The sequence below is a fragment of the Blautia sp. AF19-1 genome, from assembly GCF_003479155.1.
In the GTDB taxonomy this organism is placed as follows: Bacteria; Bacillota; Clostridia; order Lachnospirales; family Lachnospiraceae; genus Fusicatenibacter; species Fusicatenibacter saccharivorans.
The window spans coordinates 163,301-182,361 of sequence record NZ_QUGQ01000004.1; the positions used below are offsets into that span (position 1 = coordinate 163,301).

Annotated in this window: 14 protein-coding genes; all 14 read right to left on the reverse strand. The window is 48.1% G+C overall.

The window, feature by feature from the left end:
• Nucleotides 1-361: 361 nt before the first annotated feature.
• Nucleotides 362-1,804: a sugar transferase gene (locus DWX26_RS03990; protein WP_117509402.1), complete on the reverse strand. Its 1,443-nt coding sequence runs from the start codon at nucleotides 1,802-1,804 to the stop codon at nucleotides 362-364.
• Between the two features lie 264 nt (nucleotides 1,805-2,068).
• The gene (gene recO, locus DWX26_RS03995) at nucleotides 2,069-2,812 is read right to left on the reverse strand and encodes a DNA repair protein RecO (RefSeq protein WP_118595043.1); all 744 of its coding nucleotides are present in this window, start codon (nucleotides 2,810-2,812) and stop codon (nucleotides 2,069-2,071) included.
• A 25-nt stretch (nucleotides 2,813-2,837) separates the two neighbouring features.
• A complete protein-coding gene (era, locus tag DWX26_RS04000; RefSeq protein ID WP_055227900.1) occupies nucleotides 2,838-3,755 on the reverse strand; it encodes a GTPase Era in 918 nt (305 codons plus the stop codon).
• A 19-nt stretch (nucleotides 3,756-3,774) separates the two neighbouring features.
• Nucleotides 3,775-6,690, reverse strand: a complete 2,916-nt coding sequence (locus DWX26_RS04005) for an insulinase family protein (RefSeq protein ID WP_118600913.1) — start codon at nucleotides 6,688-6,690, stop codon at nucleotides 3,775-3,777.
• A 108-nt stretch (nucleotides 6,691-6,798) separates the two neighbouring features.
• A complete protein-coding gene (locus DWX26_RS04010) occupies nucleotides 6,799-7,764 on the reverse strand; it encodes an SseB family protein (RefSeq protein WP_158554973.1) in 966 nt (321 codons plus the stop codon).
• Nucleotides 7,765-7,990: 226 nt separating this feature from the next.
• A complete protein-coding gene (locus tag DWX26_RS04015; protein ID WP_118600914.1) occupies nucleotides 7,991-9,298 on the reverse strand; it encodes a putative ABC transporter permease in 1,308 nt (435 codons plus the stop codon).
• A 30-nt stretch (nucleotides 9,299-9,328) separates the two neighbouring features.
• Complete coding sequence (locus DWX26_RS04020) at nucleotides 9,329-10,306, reverse strand: hypothetical protein (RefSeq protein WP_055227896.1); 978 nt, start codon at nucleotides 10,304-10,306, stop codon at nucleotides 9,329-9,331.
• Nucleotides 10,307-10,314: 8 nt separating this feature from the next.
• Complete coding sequence (locus tag DWX26_RS04025) at nucleotides 10,315-10,755, reverse strand: DUF4869 domain-containing protein (RefSeq protein WP_055227895.1); 441 nt, start codon at nucleotides 10,753-10,755, stop codon at nucleotides 10,315-10,317.
• Between the two features lie 238 nt (nucleotides 10,756-10,993).
• Entirely contained in the window at nucleotides 10,994-14,545 is a 3,552-nt protein-coding gene (gene nifJ / locus DWX26_RS04030; protein ID WP_118595046.1) for a pyruvate:ferredoxin (flavodoxin) oxidoreductase, read from the reverse strand.
• Nucleotides 14,546-14,849: 304 nt separating this feature from the next.
• On the reverse strand, nucleotides 14,850-16,664 hold the full coding sequence (locus tag DWX26_RS04035) for an ABC-F family ATP-binding cassette domain-containing protein (protein ID WP_055227893.1): 1,815 nt from the start codon (nucleotides 16,662-16,664) through the stop codon (nucleotides 14,850-14,852).
• Nucleotides 16,661-17,098 carry a GatB/YqeY domain-containing protein gene (locus DWX26_RS04040; RefSeq protein ID WP_022461739.1) on the reverse strand — a complete coding sequence of 146 codons (438 nt, stop codon included), beginning with the start codon at nucleotides 17,096-17,098 and terminating at the stop codon, nucleotides 16,661-16,663. The genes DWX26_RS04035 and DWX26_RS04040 overlap by 4 nt, the downstream gene beginning before the upstream one ends.
• A gap of 89 nt (nucleotides 17,099-17,187) precedes the next feature.
• Entirely contained in the window at nucleotides 17,188-18,339 is a 1,152-nt protein-coding gene (locus DWX26_RS04045; protein ID WP_022461740.1) for a DUF362 domain-containing protein, read from the reverse strand.
• A gap of 95 nt (nucleotides 18,340-18,434) precedes the next feature.
• Nucleotides 18,435-18,791, reverse strand: a complete 357-nt coding sequence (gene rplT, locus DWX26_RS04050) for a 50S ribosomal protein L20 (RefSeq protein WP_022461741.1) — start codon at nucleotides 18,789-18,791, stop codon at nucleotides 18,435-18,437.
• 49 nt (nucleotides 18,792-18,840) lie between these two features.
• Complete coding sequence (gene rpmI, locus DWX26_RS04055; protein ID WP_022461742.1) at nucleotides 18,841-19,038, reverse strand: 50S ribosomal protein L35; 198 nt, start codon at nucleotides 19,036-19,038, stop codon at nucleotides 18,841-18,843.
• Nucleotides 19,039-19,061 lie beyond the last annotated feature (23 nt).

A 19,061-nucleotide genomic window follows, 5' to 3' on the forward strand; every position in this document is an offset into this window, starting at 1 on the left:
TAACTTTATGACTTTTTCAATCCCCTGTGTGTTAGGATAGTTGTCAGTGAAAGATAATTACTTTTGTGGTAGTATATATGTGAACTTCCTATAAAATTAACTCTCATAAAATTCCTTTTAAAGTATGCTACAACTGGCTTAAAGCAAGAACATGTCGAAACGAGAGTTAATATTTCAGGAAGTTCACATAAAAAGGTCCAAATAATTAACATTATTTGGACCACCTGTCAAAGGAAGCCTTTTTCCTTTTCGCCGTCATCAGGACTTCTTTGCGCTTCCATTCATAAATTTTTCTTAAAATTTACCTTTATTTTACCACACTACTCCCAAAACTACAATATATCTCCATTTTTCATTTTTTTTACATAGAACCTTTCTGGCCTAATACAATCAGTACAGTTTTAAACAAAATCTTAATATCCAGCATAAAGGACCATTCTGAAATGTACTTCGTATCCAGTTTTACAACCTCTTCAAAATCTGTAATCTCGCTTCGTCCGCTTACCTGCCACATACCAGTCAGTCCCGGCTTGATTGCCAGTCTTGCTCTGTGATGGAGCTCATATTTCTCCCACTCATCCACTGTCGGCGGACGGGTTCCTACAAGGCTCATGTCGCCTTTTAACACATTGAAGAACTGCGGGAATTCATCCAGCGAGGTTTTGCGGATAAAGTTTCCGATTCCTTTGCCTGGTCCTTTTTCGCTTCCGATGACACGCGGGTCATTCTCCATTTTGAACATCAGACCATCGCTGACGCGGTTCTGTTTCATCAGTTCTTTTTTCCGCTCTTCCGCATCCATGTACATGCTACGGAACTTGTAAATTTTGAATTTTCTTCCGTTCTTTCCGACACGGTACTGTGAGAAGAAGATCGGGCCCGGAGACTTGATATAAATCGCAGGGGCAACGAACAGGAAGATGATTCCGGTCAGAATACATCCGGCAAGACCGCCGCAGATGTCCATGATTCGTTTCAGCACAAGCTGTCCTGCGCTTGCCATATTGATGCAGGTGGTGACCACGGTATAGTTGCCCATGCGCTCTACAGTCTGATTTTTTCCCTGCATTTCGTTCACGTCCGCAATTTTTACGTGGATCGTAATGCCCATCTCGGCGAATGCGTCGAATACTTTCTGCGGGATTTCTCTGCCTTCCGGCAGAACGATCAGCACTTCGTCGAACCACTCACGGCAGACATACTCAGCTGCATCTGCAAGGTTCGATACCACCGGTACGCCGTGGATTTTGTGTCCGGTTCTGTCCTGGTCTACGAGAACAACGCCAGTCGGACGAACGCCGATGTAATCGAAATCCAGCATGCTCTTTACAACGGACTGTGACTGTTTTTCGGTCGTGATGATCAGAAGCGAACGGCCGCTGTGTTCCCCGCTGCTGCGTTTCTTTACCACAGCCTTCCATCCGATGCGCATCAGATAGGAAAGCATTCCGTACAGAGCACCGGTCAGCATAATGGTTGCTCTGGAGAACTGATCTCCCTCCTGAATCAGGAACAGGTAGAATACACCAAGAACGATGATGTATACCATATTTTTTACAGTCATTCCGATTTCCACGAGGTATCCGCGCTTCATGACGTTTTTGAAGGAATCGTCAAAAAACATGATCATCAGCTGGATCAGAGCGAATACGATAGCCTCATTTCGGTAAATTGGGCTTCCATATGGCTTAAAACTGTGATGTCTTAAGAAATAACCCATGACGAAAGCCAGCTGAAGACAGATAATATCAAGAACCATAAAATCCAGATGCTTCAGCCATCCTGTGGATGATTTTTTGTACATACCTTTCTCCCCTGTCGTATTTTTTTCGCCGTACTCGTAACATTCTCTTGTTTCGCATAGTTTTTCTAGCTTTTATATTACCATTTTCACTAAAACCTTCTCATTTTTTCTGGTACTATGCATTTGCAATATCTTCTGTGACGAATACAGAACCATTTTTTTCTTTATTCCAAATATTCTATCCCATTTCTACTTATTTGTAAAGGTGTGGACACACTTTTGGACATAATTATTTCACATTTTTGCAAATTATTACATTTTATATTATTTCATCACATCCAGAATCTGTAATGTTTTCATCTTCTTTTCGACATAGCGATGGAGATATGCACGCAGCAATCGTTCCAGTTCGTCCAGGATCTCTTCATTTACGGTAAAACCATACAGCTTCGCGAGCGGTGCCGCAATGATATAGCGGCATGCCAGCACGGTGCCCGGCTGCAGCGGCCATGGATCTCTGATGGTTTTTCCACAGTTTGGGCAGTAGATGGCGCTGTCGCGCAGGGAGAAAACGGTCAGATTCTCTTTCGTGCCGCACTCCATGCAGGAGAACATCTGCGGTGCTTCTCCGCTGATTGTGATCGTCCGCAGTTCGAAGATGCACCGGATCAGGCGGAGGTCCTGTTTTCCGCGGCGGATGGCGTTCATCGTCACGTACAGAAGGTTCAGCATCTGGGTTTCATCGTTTCCTTCCTGGCCGAAATATTCGGCCAGTTCCAGAAAATAAAAGCCGTAATAAACGCCGGGCTGCATCTGCGCCAGGTCGAGGAAGTATTCTTTAATGTTTGCGCCGGAGAGGGTGTAGCTGTCACGGCCCTCGTAAACCTGAAACTCGCCGAAGACGAACGGATTTGAGACGGCCATCAGCGGGCTTTTCATGCGGCGGGCGCCGCGCGCGAAGGCGGTGATTTTGCCGAGCTCCCGGGTCAGGATCACGACGCGCTTGTCATACTCTCCGACCGGGGAGGCGGATAATACCATTCCGCTTACATTGATTGGTTCTCGCATGTTTCTTCCTTATTATAATGCAATATTATAAATCGAGTTTCTTTTTATCATATCCGAAGTTCTTCACGAGGAAATCGCTGTCGCGCCAGTCTTTTTTGACTTTGACCCAGAGCTTCAGGTTGACTTTCTGCTCCAGCATCTGCTCCAGCTCATACCGCGCGTTGCTTCCGATCTTCTTGAGCATCGCGCCCTGTTTTCCGATGATGATGCCCTTGTGGGAATCGCGCTCGCAGATGATGGTCGCGTCGATATCAACGATTTTTCCGTTCGGGCGGTCTTTCATCTGGTCGATCACAACGGCGATACCATGCGGGATCTCTTCGTTTAAGGCGTACAGTGCTTTCTCGCGGATGATCTCAGCCACGATCTGGCGCATCGGCTGATCGGTGATGGTGTCCTCATCGTAGAACTGCGGGCCGTACGGCAGGTATTTGAAGATGCTCGGAATGATATCATCGGTGTTCTGATGGCGGAGTGCCGAGCACGGAATGATCTCGGCAAACTGGAACAGCTTGCGGTACGTATCGATGAATTCCAGGATTTTATCTTTCTCCACGGTATCGGTCTTGTTGATAATGAGGATGACCGGCGCATTGACTTTCTCCAGGATCTCTGCGATATGACGCTCTCCTGCTCCGATGAAGTTGCTCGGCTCTACCAGCCAGAGAATCACATCGACTTCTTTTAACGTTTTCTCGGCTACATCGACCATGTACTCGCCGAGCTTATTTTTCGCCTTGTGGATACCCGGTGTGTCGAGGAACACGATCTGTCCCTCGTCACACGTATAAACGGTCTGGATGCGGTTGCGGGTGGTCTGCGGTTTCTTGGATGTAATCGCAATCTTCTGTCCGATCAGGTGGTTCATCAGCGTGGATTTTCCCACGTTCGGACGGCCAATCAGGGCTACAAAGCCGGATTTATAATTTGCATTGTTTTCCATTGCTGTCTCTTCTCCTCATTTATAAGTTCTCTACGTTCTTAAACAGTTCTTTCTCTTTCTGAATGGCTGCTTCGCTTCCGACAACGCAGATGTTGTTCTGTTTTAAGGCTGCATCTACAAGGTCTGCCAGTGCATGAATGTCGTCCAGGGTTGCATCGAGGATCTGATCTCTCTCCTGCTGGAAGTCTGCTTCGGTGATGCCGTTGAACCATGCGCTCTCGGAGGTCTGGCCTTTTGCAGACGGGTTCATCGGAACGTCGAGTTCGCTGATCGTTCCGATGATGTATTTGGTCATCTGGCGTTCGTCTGCTTCGAAATTGCGCACGTAATCGCCGATACCGCGGTATACTTCAAGGGTTCTTCCGACATTCGGATCACGGTAGGAAGAAATGCACGCGTTTCCGCCTCTTCCGAAAGCTCCGCCGCAGCCGTAAGCGCCGCCTTTGACACGGATGTTGATCCACAGATAGTCATAGCTCAGCATGACACGCAGGATGCGCAGGGCTCCTGTGTAGTCGTAGCCTTCGCGCTCGAAGTTTCCACAGAGTGCCACGTACTGTACCTGGCCGGAGGTCTGGAAGGCTTCGTTTTTCTGTTCAAAGTCATACACAATGCTGCCCGGCTCCACTTCGTCGGTGTACAGATTCTCTTTGAATGCTGCGATTTTTTCTTCCAGCGGTGCGTAGCCTGTCTCGTCTGCGGTATAGGAGACGGTCAGATTCTCTTTGCGGAAGATGTATTTCATCAGGGTCTGCAGATTTTTAATCAGTTCTGCTTTTTTCTCATCGAAGTTCTCGTCCAGATCTTTTAAGAGCTGGTAGAAGCCGATGCCTGCGATGCGGTCCTGGAAATTGCTCATCGGGGAGTAATAGGAAGCTGCACGCATCACAGCCGTTGCATTTCCGGCGGAAGACAGGCGGTTCTGCAGGCCGGATTTCATGCTGGCGATGATCTCGTGAATACGTTTCTCATCATCCAGGCGGGAGGTGTTCAGGATTTCCTCGATCATTTTCATGACGAAATCCAGTTTGTCGTACAGGAATTTCGCGCGGATGCCAAACATTCTGCGGCAGTCGTCATCATTTTCCGGAATGCGGAATACCTGCAGTCCGCAGTTGATGCCGCCGGTCTGTGCATTGATCTCGTTGAACAGCTCGCCGTAGGTGTAGTGTTCGGTGTCCACATAGCCGAGAACGGATTTTAATACGCCCATGTACGGGATCAGATCGTTCGGCACATTTTTCGTATCAAACAGCAAGCTTAAGTAACCGATGCCGTTCGTGAATACGTTGTGATGAAGAACCGTCGTTCCATCGACTTCATGCTCGTCATTGTAAAGTTTGACAGACTCACGTTTGATATCGCTTCGTTTCAGGAGCGGAATCGTCTCGAGTGCTTCCTCGCTCTCCTCTTCTTCCTGATATGCTGCCAGCTCTTTGGTGTCAGCAATGATTTTCTCGATCTCTTCTTTTGACAGGCTCTCTTTGTATTTCTGCAGTTTTTCTGCGGTCTTTGCATCATTTTCTGCGGCAAGACCGGTCTTTGGAATGAGGGTCACGATGGAGGCATGGGTGTTGTCCAGCAGATACGTCTGGATCAAGTTTTCGAAATAGCCTTCTTTTGCCAGTTTTTTCAGCTCATCGTAGATTGCAAGCTGCTGCAGGTAGGCGAACGGTTTGTTCTCGTCGTACAGCCAGCTGTCGAAGACGTCAATGCCGTACATCAGGCCCTTCGGGAAGCTGGAGAAGTCCGCCTCACGGAAACGGAATTCGAAATAGTTGATGCCTGCCTCGATGGCTTTCTGATCCATGCCGTTTTTCACGATATCCTCGAGGGTGCCGCGGATGATGGACAGGAATTTTTCTTTCTCATTTTCATCGGCGTTCTTGGCTACGATGGAGAAGAATGGCTGCAGGATGCCGTCCTCGTAGGAGCCGTAAACATCTTTTCCGATGTGTGCGTCAAGGAGTGCCTGTTTGACCGGGGCTCCCGGTGCGTCAAGGAGTGCATACTCCAGAACAGAAAATGCCACGTTTAATTTTACATCCAGACCGCTGCCGATGACCATGTTGTAGGACAGGTACGCATTGTTTTCAAGCGGATCGCCGTCGAGTACCGGGTACTCGTGTACAATGTCGAGGGTCTCTGCAAATGGTTTCTGATACGGAATTTCGGATTTTACTTCTTTTGCATTAAAATGGGACAGGTATTTTTCATCCATCCATGCCAGTTTTTCTTCCATATCCATGTTTCCGTACAGGTAGATATAGCTGTTGGACGGATGGTAATAGGTCTGATGGAAATTCAGGAAGTTTTCGTAGGTCAGGTTCGGGATGCAGGACGGATCTCCGCCGGATTCTACGCCGTACGGAGTGTCCGGGAACAGGGTGTTGAAGGTTTCACGCTCCAGGACATCGTCTGCGGAGGAGAAGGCTCCTTTCATCTCGTTGTATACAACACCGTTGTAGGTCAGCGGGCCGTCTTCGCTTTCCAGATGATAGCTCCAGCCTTCCTGCCGGAAGATTTCGTCGTGTTTGTAAATGTTCGGGTAGAATACGGCGTCCATGTAGACATGCATCAGGTTCTGGAAGTCGGCATCGTTGGTGCTGGCTACCGGGTACATGGTTTTATCCGGGTAGGTCATAGCATTTAAGAAGGTGTTCAGGGATCCTTTGACGAGTTCTACGAAGGGATCCTTTAACGGGAATTCGCGGGAGCCGCAGAGGACGCTGTGCTCGAGGATGTGGGCTACGCCGGTGCTGTCGGCCGGCGGGGTACGGAAGGCAATGTTGAATACTTTGTTGTCATCCTCCGTCTCGAGAAGCAGCACGCGGGCTCCGCTTTTGTTGTGGCGAAGGAGGTAGCCATGTGCGTGGATATCATCAATCTGCTGTTCCTGCAGCAGGGTGTAGGCTTTGCAATGTTCTGCGTTCATGTTAAAAGTGTCCTTTCTTGTTGTTTTTCTCGGTTATTTCCGGTTTTATGCAGTCAAAAACGGACCGCAGTGCCCGTTTACTGGGATTTTCTGCGGCCCTGTCGGTTTTTATTCTTCGTGGTCTGTTTCTGCGTCGGTAGTTTCCGCCTCATCCACATGATCTTTTACTTCGTCATTTGCAGCATTGTTCTGCGCATTTCTCTGCGCCTGAGCTGCGGCAGCCTGTGCCATCATCGCCTCGAGATTCGGGCGGACGCTCTGCGCCTGGGCTCCCATGATTCTCTGGAGCTGTTCTCTGGTCAACAGAAGGTTGAAGCCGGACGGGTTGATGACGAAGCCTTTGGCCTGTTTCATCAGGTACGGCAGAAGGTGCTGGAACGGGATGGCTGCCAGCCGGAGTTTTGCCTGCGGATCCGGACGGAATTTCTGGAATTCACCGATATCGGAGAACAATGGCTGGAAGATTTCTTCGTTCTGGTTTTTGATGTACGGGATGCGCACATCCGGTCCCGGGTTGGCCGGATCGAATTCGCCCTGTACCTGGGAGATGTCGATGGCAAGGATGAATTTGCTTCGCATCAGGTTGACAAGCATTTCTTCTTCGAGTTCACGCAGGTGCTGCATGCGCTCGGCATCGTCTCTTCTCTGGTTTGGTTTGCGGAGCTCCTGCAGGAAATAGACTACAGTGAGCTGTACGCCAGGGTTGAGGACTGGAAGATGCTGTTTGTTCATTTTTTCCATGTCCGGTTTCGGGAAGATCTGCTCCAGCTCGATGCGGCGGGTCTGATCGCCTTCGTGGAAGATGACCATGTTGACACCTTCTGCGTAGAGGCCCATATAGAAGTTCGGCATCTGCTTGCGCAGTACTTTTACGGTAAGCAGCGGGGTATTCTTCTCTACATAGGATTTTGCAAATTCTTTAGCTGCTTCTTCTTCGGTAAACATATATACCTGATCGTCAAAGGTTTCCGGATCGCACTCTACGTATGGGAGTTTCGTGATCTGGGAAAATGTGACATAGATGATTTCCATGCTTTGAAATTTCTTCATTGTGAAGCTGTTGTCTACTGTCATTTGTGGTTGAGTCCTTTCTTCGCTCTTAGAGGATATGGTATCCCTAAAATATCTATGTGACATTATATCATACTTTTGGTGGGTTGCCAAAGGTTTTCTTTTGGGGTGACGGACCGCGCAGACCAAAGCTGTCGAAACGGGGCCTGACTTTGCATGACGGCGGGAGAGGGCTTTTTGTAGTCTGTAATTGGGGCGTGCAGACTACGGAAATGTTTTTTAACACATTCTAGTTAATCGCTTTGGCATTGGGGTAGATTTTTTCCATTCGGGCGTCCGGGAAATGGGCATCTATGGTCTGCTCGATGGCATTAGCTGCGGGCTTTTGGTGGGCGCGTTCGTCGTATCGGGCGAGAGCAAGGGTAGATACGAGCATGTTGGCCACCATGAACACGATCAGGATCCAAGTGATGATTTCTCCGAATTTCATCGGGATTTTTTCAATCCAGCGCGAAATGACAGGATAGAATTTTTTGAGCCAGACGACGGCGGCTATTCCCCAGAAGAAACAGTACAGGAGGTTGATACGGCCTCCGAGGTTGAAGGGAATGTCGCTGTAGTCCCAGAAGACTTTTCCGAATACGATTTCGGTGAACACACTGCAGATGTATTCGTAGGCTCCGCCGAGGAAGGTACCAAAGGCAAACAGGAATCCATCGGAGCGGTCGCGGTAGTTGTAGAGGAACCAGGTAGCGAGGGCGATGGCCAGGCCCCAGACGATGCTGAACGGGCCCCAGACAAGGCTGCTGCGGCTCATCCAGACACCGGCGGTGATGCGGCAGAATATGGTTTCTGTAATATCGCCCAAAAATGCGCCGATGATGAAGAGAAGAACGATTTTGTAAAAGCTGCATCCTTCGGCAAATACGCCGGTTTCTGTTTTCTCTTTTTTCTCCGGAACTGGCTGTACGGCCGGATAGGCACGTTCCACACGACGCTCCAGATAGCGGTAAACACGGACAGAAAGGCGTCTGGTGAAGGCGTCGATCTGATCGTTCATAGCGCTGATCCGCGGCATTTTTTTCGTGATGTGGTGCAGAACAGCATAGGAACCGACGGCATCTACTACCAATATACCAAAGAGAATCCAGGATGTGATATGCAGGAAACCGGCCGGAATTAAATGAAGAACTGTAAAGCAGAGGCGATTGCCGATTTTCATGGCAAGCAGTCCTAAAATTCCCCAGAGTACAGAATACTGGAGGCAGATATAGCCGTCCATGTTCCATTTTTTATTGGAATAGTCCCACCATTTGCCATGGCCAATGCGTTCCAGCGCGTGACCGGCCAGCCACTCGGCTGCGGTAGCGATAATCATACAGCCAAGGAACAAAAAGACGGGGCTTGACTGCAGTTCATACAGATAACGTGTCATAAAGACAGCTGTGATTCCATAGATGGCGCAGAGCGGACCATTTAAGAATCCTCTGTTTACCATATGTTTTTTCCGGATCGCGGCCACAGAAGTTTCCAGAAGCCATCCAAGGAAGGCGTAAAAGAAAAACAGGCCGAGATAGTCATAAATTGTATAGTTCATGTTCTTCTCTCTATTCTTTCATTATTTTTGCTATTTTAAGGATTTTATTTTCCACTGAATCCCTTGTATACTCTCCAGTATTTTGTTTTTATTTTTATCCTGCAAATAAGATGGATTTAATTTTGCTTTTTTATACTGCAAATATGTTCCTTCTGTTTTCTGAATCAGCAATTTTGTAAAATATTGTTCCCAGCTAAAAAACTCTGTGCTGTCGATATAATCTTCTGGATTTTCCAGAATTTTACGAACCTCTTTGTCCTGTAAAAGATCTGAATTTAAAATCAGCCATTCAAAAGACTCCGGTAAATATAAATGTACGTTCTGTTTTTCCTCTATTTTATTGCTGAGAAGATTCATTTCTGCTCCAATTGCAGCACCGTCCGCAATAATACAGGTTTCTTCTGTTCCTGCCTTGCCGATCATTTCCGGTATTTTTGTTTTTCCACCAGCGCTTTCACATGTAATATTCCTTTCTGCACATACATTTTCAAAAAATTGATACCCAGAATTGGAATCTTCCGTAATTATTTTTTGTACTCTAACAGGAAGCCGTGCTGTTTTGGGATAGATCTGATACATTTTCTGATATATTTTTCTGGTATCTCTGTATTTTCCGGAAACATGCAATCCATAAATCTCTTCTACACTATACGGCAAATTATATAAGTTTTCTCTCGTAATCAATACAAAATAGTTTTCTGAACCCCGTATGGCAGAAGCAAATTCTTCTGTTTTTATAAAATAATTCTCCTCGTCTATGAAAAAGATGCTTTCCCGGCTGTTTTCCAAAATAATTTTCCAATTAACACCTTCCAGCACTCTGCACGGTACTTCACAGGAAACGTTGATTCCGCTGGACTCCCCTAAATTTTCTGCCTGCCGGATCATATTTACCAGTGTTGTTTTTCCTGATGCACTATCCCCCTGGATGATTGTAATATTACGCTTTATCACAAATTCATAATGAACTCTGTTATTTTGAATAATAACTCTTTTCTTTCCCTTCATACATCCACCTATACATAAGCCTCGGCAACATCTACAAATTCGGACATATTCCGCACAATAGTCCCTGTATTTAAAATCAGGATTTCAAAAGGATCTTTGCCAAACCGCATCACATGACGCAGATTAATCGTCAGATCCTTTTGCTCTCCTAATTTTAAAATCCATTTTGCACAATTATCTCCACATACGGAGGCATTAAAGATCTTTCCGTCTGTATCGTATGCCATCAGCAGCAACGTTTTGATTCCTCCGGATAAATCTTTCGGTGGAATCGGACCAAGCACCGGGCTGTCAATCAGATGCGCACTGATTACCTCCGAGCGATCCACATCGCGGATCATTTCTTTTGCCAGTGGCGTGGTCAGCCATTCATCTTCATAACAATTATCAAAATAGGTTGGCGGATGATAGATTGCACCTTTCATTTCTCCAAGATATATTTTCAACATAATAAAATTCCTCTCGCTAACGCTCATTATATCGTGATACGCACATTATACCATATCTCAAAGCCTTCTTGCGCAAAAATGTATCGTTTGTCAACATTTTCCGGGATAAAAATGTTGACAAACGATACAAAACTATTGCCAAATGTCGCTAATTCATTTTTTCTCCCAAAAAGAAAGAAGCCATACTCTCTCAAGTATGACTTCTCTCCTTTTTCAAATTCTTTTTAAGGAAAAAGAATTACTCTTCTTCTGCGCCGTACAGTTTTACGAGTTTGTTCAGGTAAGTGTAACGGTCTTTTGCTTCCTGCTCGTTCTTGCCGAACAGTCTTTCTGCTTTCGCCGGGTTTGCACGTTTCAGAGAGTTGTAACGTACCTCGCCGTTCAGGAATTCCTGATAATCTCCTGACGGAGCCTTGGAATCCAGTGTGAATGCGCTCTTGCCTTCTGCAGCGAGTGCCGGGTTGAAGCGGAAGCAATGCCAGTATCCGGTCTGAACAGCGAGCTGCTCCTCGGTCTGTGCTTTGCTCATACCTTTCTTGATACCATGGTTGATACACGGAGCGTAAGCGATAATGAGGGACGGTCCCGGATATGCCTCTGCCTCTGCGATTGCTTTGACTGCCTGATTGTAATCAGCGCCCATAGCGATCTGTGCTACGTATACATAGCCATAGCTCATTGCGATGCTTGCCATATCTTTCTTCTTGGTTTCTTTACCGCCTGCTGCGAACTGTGCAACTGCACCGGTCGGAGTAGCTTTGGAGGACTGTCCGCCTGTGTTGGAGTAAACCTCGGTATCGAATACCATTACGTTGATATCTTTTCCGCTGGCAAGTACGTGGTCTACGCCGCCGAATCCGATATCGTAAGCCCATCCGTCACCACCGAAGATCCACTGGGATTTCTTAGCGAGGAAGTCTTTGTTCTTCACGATTTCTCTGCAGGTATCGCAGTCAGCATCTTTGATTGCTTCTACGAGTTTATCGGTTGCGGTTCCGTTGGTTGCGCCGCAGTCAAAGGTATCCAGATACTCTTTGCATGCTGCTTTTACTTCTTCCGGAGCTTTCTCAGAGTTCATAACAGCTTCAACTTTGGCTTTCAGGCCGCCGCGGATTGCTTTCTGAGCAAGAAGCATACCATAACCGAACTCTGCGTTGTCCTCGAACAGGGAGTTGGACCATGCCGGGCCCTGTCCTTTCTCGTTTACGGTGTAAGGAGTGGACGGTGAGGAGTTGCCCCAGATAGAAGAGCATCCTGTTGCGTTTGCGATGTACATTCTGTCACCAAACAGCTGGGTGATCAGTTTTGCGTAAGGAGTCTCGCCGCAGCCTGCGCATGCGCCGGAGAACTCAAGCAGCGGTTTCTTGAACTGGCTGCCCTTTACGGTATTTTCTTTGAATTTTGCTACAACGTCTGTCTTCTCTGGAAGAGCTGCTGCATAATCGAAGTATTTCTGCTCTGCTTCGTGTGCTGCAAGGCTTTCCATAGCCAGTGCTTTCACACCCTTCTTGCCCGGGCATACGTTTGCACAGGAACCACATCCGGTACAGTCAAGCTGGGAAATAGCCATTGTGAAGGTGTAGTCCGGCATACCGGTCATCGGCATGGTCTGGATGCCTTCCGGAGCTGCTGCTGCTTCTTCTGCGGTCATGGCAACCGGACGGATAACAGCGTGCGGGCAGACGAAGGAACATCTGTTACACTGGATACAGTTTTCCGGATTCCATACAGGTACGTTTACGGCGATACCACGTTTCTCGTATGCGGATGTGCCGGACGGAGTTGTTCCGTCTACGTAGTCTGCAAATGCGGATACAGGCAGGTTGTTTCCTTCCTGGGAAGTTACTTTTGCCTGGATGGTATTTACGAATTTAACAGCGTCAGCGCGGCCGCTCTCTGCATGAGTTGTGGTCAGACCTTCGTCTGCTGCATTTTTCCAGCTTTCCGGAACTGCAACTTCTTTGATCTGTTTTGCACCCTCATCGATTGCTGCCCAGTTCTTTGCTACGACATCATCACCTTTACGGCCATAGGTAGCTTTTGCTGCTGCTTTCATGAGTTCGATGGCTTTTTCTTCCGGAATGATCTTCGCAAGCTTGAAGAATGCAGACTGAAGAATGGTGTTGATACGGGTCGGTCCCATGCCGGTCTCGATACCGATCTTAACGCCGTCGATCACATAGAATTTGATGTTATGGTTTGCGATGAATGCTTTTACCTGACCTGGCAGATGCTCTTCCAGTCCTGCTTCATCCCATGGACAGTTCAGAAGGAAGGTTCCTCCGTCTACCAGCTCCTCTACCATGTGATATTTGTTCACATAGGAAGGATTATGACATGCAACAAAGTTTGCTTTGTGGATCAGGTAGGTGGATTTGATCGGTTTCTTTCCGAAACGCAGGTGAGACATCGTTACACCGCCGGACTTCTTGGAGTCATAATCGAAGTAAGCCTGAGCGTACATGTCTGTGTTGTCACCGATGATCTTGATGGAGTTCTTGTTTGCACCTACGGTACCGTCTGCGCCAAGTCCCCAGAATTTGCAGTTGATGGTTCCTTCCGGAGTTGTTACCAGAGGAGCGCCAACCGGCAGAGACAGATTGGTAACATCGTCTACGATACCAATGGTAAATCTCTGTTTCTCTGTATTTTCATATACAGCAACGATCTGAGCCGGTGTGGTGTCCTTGGAACCAAGTCCGTAACGACCTGTGAAGACCGGTGTGCTCTCGAATCTGCTGCCTTTTAATGCTGCTACTACGTCCAGGTACAGAGGCTCGCCAAGAGATCCCGGCTCTTTTGTTCTGTCCAGAACGGAAATCTGTTTTACAGTCTCCGGAATTGCATTGATGAGTGCTTCTGCGGAGAACGGACGGTACAGACGTACCTTTACAACGCCGACTTTCTTGCCTGCTGCTACGAGGTAATCGATGGTCTCCTCGATGGTATCGCAGACAGAACCCATAGCGATGATTACGTGCTCAGCGTCTGCTGCTCCATAATAGTTGAACAGTTTGTAATCGGTTCCGATTTTCTCGTTTACTTTGTCCATGTACTCCTGTACGATTGCCGGAAGAGCATCGTAGTACGGGTTACATGCTTCTCTTGCCTGGAAGAAGATATCCGGGTTCTGTGCGGATCCTCTCTGGCACGGATGGTTCGGGTTCAGGGCATGTTTACGGAATGCATCTACTGCATCCATATCTACCATGTCTTTCAGATCTTCGTAATCCCATGTCTCGATTTTCTGAATCTCGTGGGAGGTACGGAATCCGTCGAAGAAGTTGATAAATGGAACTTTGCCTTTCAGTGCTGCACAGTGTGCAACCGGTGTCAGGTCCATAACCTCCTGTACGCTGGATTCGCAGAGCATTGCGACTCCGGTCTGACGACAGGCGTAAACGTCTGAATGATCTCCGAAGATGGAAAGTGCGTGGCTTGCAAGGGCACGAGCGGATACGTTGAATACGCCCGGGAGCTGCTCGCCGGCAATTTTATAAAGGTTCGGGATCATCAGAAGAAGTCCCTGGGATGCGGTGTAGGTTGTGGTAAGAGCTCCGGCTGCCAGTGATCCGTGTACTGCACCTGCTGCTCCTGCCTCAGACTGCATCTCAGTTACCTGAACTTCCTGTCCGAAAATGTTCTTTCTTCCCTGGGTTGCCCACTCATCGGTATGCTCCGCCATAACGGATGAAGGGGTAATTGGGTAAATAGCTGCTACGTCGGTATACGCATAAGACGCATGTGCTGCAGCCTGGTTACCATCCATGGTTTTCATCTTTCTAGCCATTTGATTTTATCCTCCTTAAAAAATGATGACCAAAAATTACTTTGGCTTTTCTCAGGTTGGTGTTCTGCCGGGTTTCGGTTGCCTCCGCGCTTCGAAAAACCCGGATAAGGGCATGGCAATGCCACTATGTCCAGTATTTGAATTATAACACCGATTGGGCATTCTGTCCAGATTTTCTGTGGGTGTTCAGGGAAAAATACAAGTTTTTTACAACTTCTGGTAATTCCGCGTCGAATTTCTTGATAAAAAAAGAAGGAACGACCCGCATATTTTTTCTCTTCTGCGGACAGTTCCTTTGCTTCTTTTATTTCTGATTCTGCGCCTCAATCTGTTCTGCGAGGTCGGTTAGATAAACCCATCTCTCGGTTTTTTCTTCCAGAGCAGCTTCGGTCTTCTCTTTTTCCACCATCAGTTCGGCGAGCTTTGCAGAGTTGGTGGCGTTTTTGAGCATCTGATCGTCAAGCGATGCAATCTTTTCCTCGAGTACAGCGATATCGTCATCGATGGTCTCGTACTCGCGCTGTTCTTTGAACGTAAATTTCAGGCGGGTCGGACGGTTCTGCTTCCAGTCATTGTTCTTTGACTTTGCAGGTTCGTCCGCGGACGTTTTGGACGGCGCTGCTTTTGCCGTTTCTTCCGCACTTCCGCCGAAACGGCGTTCTTTTGCTTCGAGGTAATCGGTGTAGCCGCCCTCGTACTGCAGAAGATTTCCGTTTCCGTCGAATTCGAAGATGCGGTCCACGACGTTATCCAGGAAATAGCGGTCGTGGGAAACGGTGATGACGATGCCGACGAACGTGTTCAGGAAATCCTCAAGCACGGTCAGGGTCGGGATATCAACGTTGTTGGACGGCTCGTCGAGGATCAGAACATTGGCGCCGCTCACTAAGACGGATAAGAGATACAGTCTCCGTTTTTCGCCTCCGGAGAGTTTGGAAATCGGGGTGTACTGCATATCCGGTGTGAACAGGAAGCGTTCGAGCATCTGCGATGCGCTGATGCGGCCGTCACGGGTCTGGACATACTCAGCGATATCTTTCACGTAGTCGATCACGCGCTGATTCGTATCCATGTCCGGCTCTTCCTGTGCCAGATAGCCGATGCGGATCGTGTCGCCGATTTCGATGGTTCCCGCATCCGGCAGGACTTCTCCGGTGATCATCCGCAGCATTGTGGATTTTCCGCAGCCGTTCGGGCCAATGATGCCGACACTCTGGTTCCGCAGGAAGATGTATTCGAAATCTTTCATCAGCGTTTTATCGCCGAAGGCTTTGCTGACGTTATGGAATTCAATCGTTTTCTTTCCCATGCGGGTCTCGACAGCATCCATCTCCACGACAGCGTCTGCGGTCGGTGCCGTGCCATTTTTGAGTACTTCGAGACGTTCGAGTCTTGCGCGCTGTTTTGTGCTTCTTGCGCGGCAGCCGCGTTTCGCCCATTCGAGTTCCATGCGCAGGATGCTCTGGCGTTTCCGTTCAGAGGCGAGTTCCATCTCCTCGCGCTCAGCTTTCAGTTCCAGAAAACGGGAATAGTTGGAATCGTAGCTGTACATTTTTCCGTGGCTGATTTCGAGGATGCGGTTCGACACTTTATCCAGGAAATAACGGTCATGGGTGACCATAAAGACGGTTCCGCGGTAATTTTTCAGGTAATCCTCGAGCCAGGAGAGCATCGCATTGTCGAGATGGTTTGTCGGCTCGTCGAGGATCAGGACGTCAAAATCGGACGCAAGCACTTTTGCCAGGGCAACCTTGCGGCGCTGGCCGCCCGAGAGGGTGTCGATTTTTGCGTCGTATTCGGTGATACCGAGCTGTACAAGGTTGCTCTGCACCTGCCAGTCCTCCTCATCGCCGGAAAGGGCGTAGGACAGCACGGTGGCATCCTTTGGAAATTCCGGTGTCTGCGGAAGATAGGCCATTTTGAGGTTGTTCTGGCGGATAATCTGGCCGGAATCCGGGGTCTCATCTCCTGCTACTATGCGCAGCAGCGTGGATTTTCCGGTTCCGTTGATTCCGACGATGCCGACCTTGTCGCCCTCCTGCAGGCCGAAGGAAGCATCGTCAAAAATCAGTTTATCGCCGAACAGTTTGCTGATGTGTTCGATGTTGATGATATTCATTTGCACAGTTCTGCAACGGTCTGGTTGATGACTTTTCCGTCTGCTTTACCTTTCATATCTGCCATAACGGCCTTCATGATGGCACCTTTGCTCTTGGTTGCCAGAACGTCTGCGAATTTCTCCTTGATGTAGGCTTTGACTTCGTCTGCACTCATCTGTTTCGGTGCATACTCGCTGATGACGTCATAGCGGAACTGATACTCTGCTTTTAAGTCCTCACGGGATGCCGGGCAGGTATCGATCTGCTCTTTTACGGTCTTCAGCTCTTTTAAGATGACGCGGTCTACCAGCTCCGGTTTGATGTCATCGCGGCAGCCCTCGTCGATGGCTACTTTCTTTGCTGCGGAGATCAGGGAAGAGATGGCCTCTTTTCTCGCTTTGTCTTTGGCTTTCATTGCTGCTATCATATCACTTCTTAAAGTTTCTAATTCCATGGTGTTGTTCCTCCTGTACTAAATTTTGTCCGGTTTCAAGTATAACACTTCTCTTTTTGCTTTTCCAGTCACTTTGTAGGATAGCTCCCTTATTTTTCCCACGGCAGACGGTGTTTCTTTACCTGGATTGCCTGATGCGGGCACATTTCCTGACAGCAGAAACAGCGGATGCACTTTTTATAATCGTAGACCGGCGGATTTCTGCGGCCGTTATCAAAGCGGACGGCTTTCCCTTCCACCGGGCAGCTCTCGACGCAGACGCCGCATTTTTTACATTTTTCTTCTATGATATAGGGGCGGCTCTGGAAGACCCCGAGGATCTCGAGCAGGTCGAGGGCTCCTTTTTTGCGGGCTTTGCGGCGGTCGACGTTGAAGTTTGGATTTCCGTACTTTCTTTTCAGTTCTTTCTCGGATATGGTGCCATCCGCTGTCACGATTTCGATGCGGTCGTCGTGCCACGTTCCAAGGCCGAGCGTTTCCCCGTAGAGATTTGTCGGCACATACGACGGATCGAGGTTCACCAGATGGCAGAACACGGTATCCAGTGCAATCGGATCGGTGGACATAAGAAGAACTCCCATCGAAACCGGGTCGCCGGAAGTCGGACCATTGCCTTCCATTGCTACGATGCCGTCGCAGATATAGAGGCGCGGGGCGACTTTCTGGTTCAGCTCGATCAGCATGTGCGCGAAGCTCTCAGCGTTCGGATACTGCGTGTGGCCGAGTTTTTTGTAGACGCCGCTGATGCAGCCGTACTGGTTCTTGACAGCTCCGGTGATGCGTTCCAGCGCGTGGGTTTTCATTTTGCTGACGCTGATGAGGGCGTCGCAGTCGAGTGCATCTTTCGCAATCATCAGAAATTTACCATCGGCGGTTTCTACGCGCTCGCTCGTAAGGAAATCTTTCAGCGGAACGTTGTGTTTTTCCAGCACCTCTTTCAGCCCGGCTTCCTTTGCAATGCCCTCCGGGGTGCCAAGGCCGCAGGAATCGCCGCAGGAAATATTCTCATAGCCATTTTCCTGCAAAATCGTGATCAGGGCATCCATAACTTCCGGGTCGGTCACGACGGCGCGTTCTCGTTTTGCGGAGCGGACGAGGTTTGGTTTTAATAAGATATTCTCTTCTTTTCCGATCAGAGATTCCAGGCCGCCAATTGCTTCCAATCCCTTTTGCAGGCTTTCCTTTACGTGCGCCGGCTCATAGTCGGGACAGGCAACCACTGCCACTTTGCTTTTTTTCATATTCACCTCATGTTTTTCTATATTTCAAAAGAAGCTGCGATCCCCTTACCGGTTCTCACAGCTTCTTCGTATATTCACACAGAATATGTTTTTACTTATGCTACTTTGCTTTTTGCAAGCTCAGCCAGTGTTGCAAATCCTTCTGCATCGTTAACTGCCATGTCAGCCAGAACTTTACGGTTCAGCTCAACGCCTGCCAGTTTCAGACCATACATAAATTTGCTGTAGGACAGACCGTTCATTCTTGCTGCTGCGTTGATACGAGCGATCCACAGCTGACGGAACTGACGTTTTTTCTGTTTTCTTCCTGCGTAGGAGCTGGTCAGTGCGCGCATTACGGACTGTTTTGCTACTCTATACTGTTTGCTTCTGGCTCCTCTGTAACCTTTAGCCAGTTTTAATACTCTGTTATGTTTTTTCTTAGCGTTCATGCCGCCTTTAATTCTTGCCATTTCTTATTTTCCTCCTTGATCTGTTGGGCGTAACTCTACCTTGCAAAAATTACATGTAAGGTAAGATTTTCTTCATGTTCTTTACGTTTGTTGCATCAACAGTAGTCTGTTTTCTCAGGTTTCTTTTTCTCTTCTGAGATTTCTTGGTTAAGATATGGCTCTTGTAAGCTTTATTTCTTACTAATTTTCCTGTTCCTGTTGTTTTAAAACGCTTTGCAGCTGCTCTGCTTGTTTTTACCTTTGGCATTTTAATTTCCTCCTTGATATTGA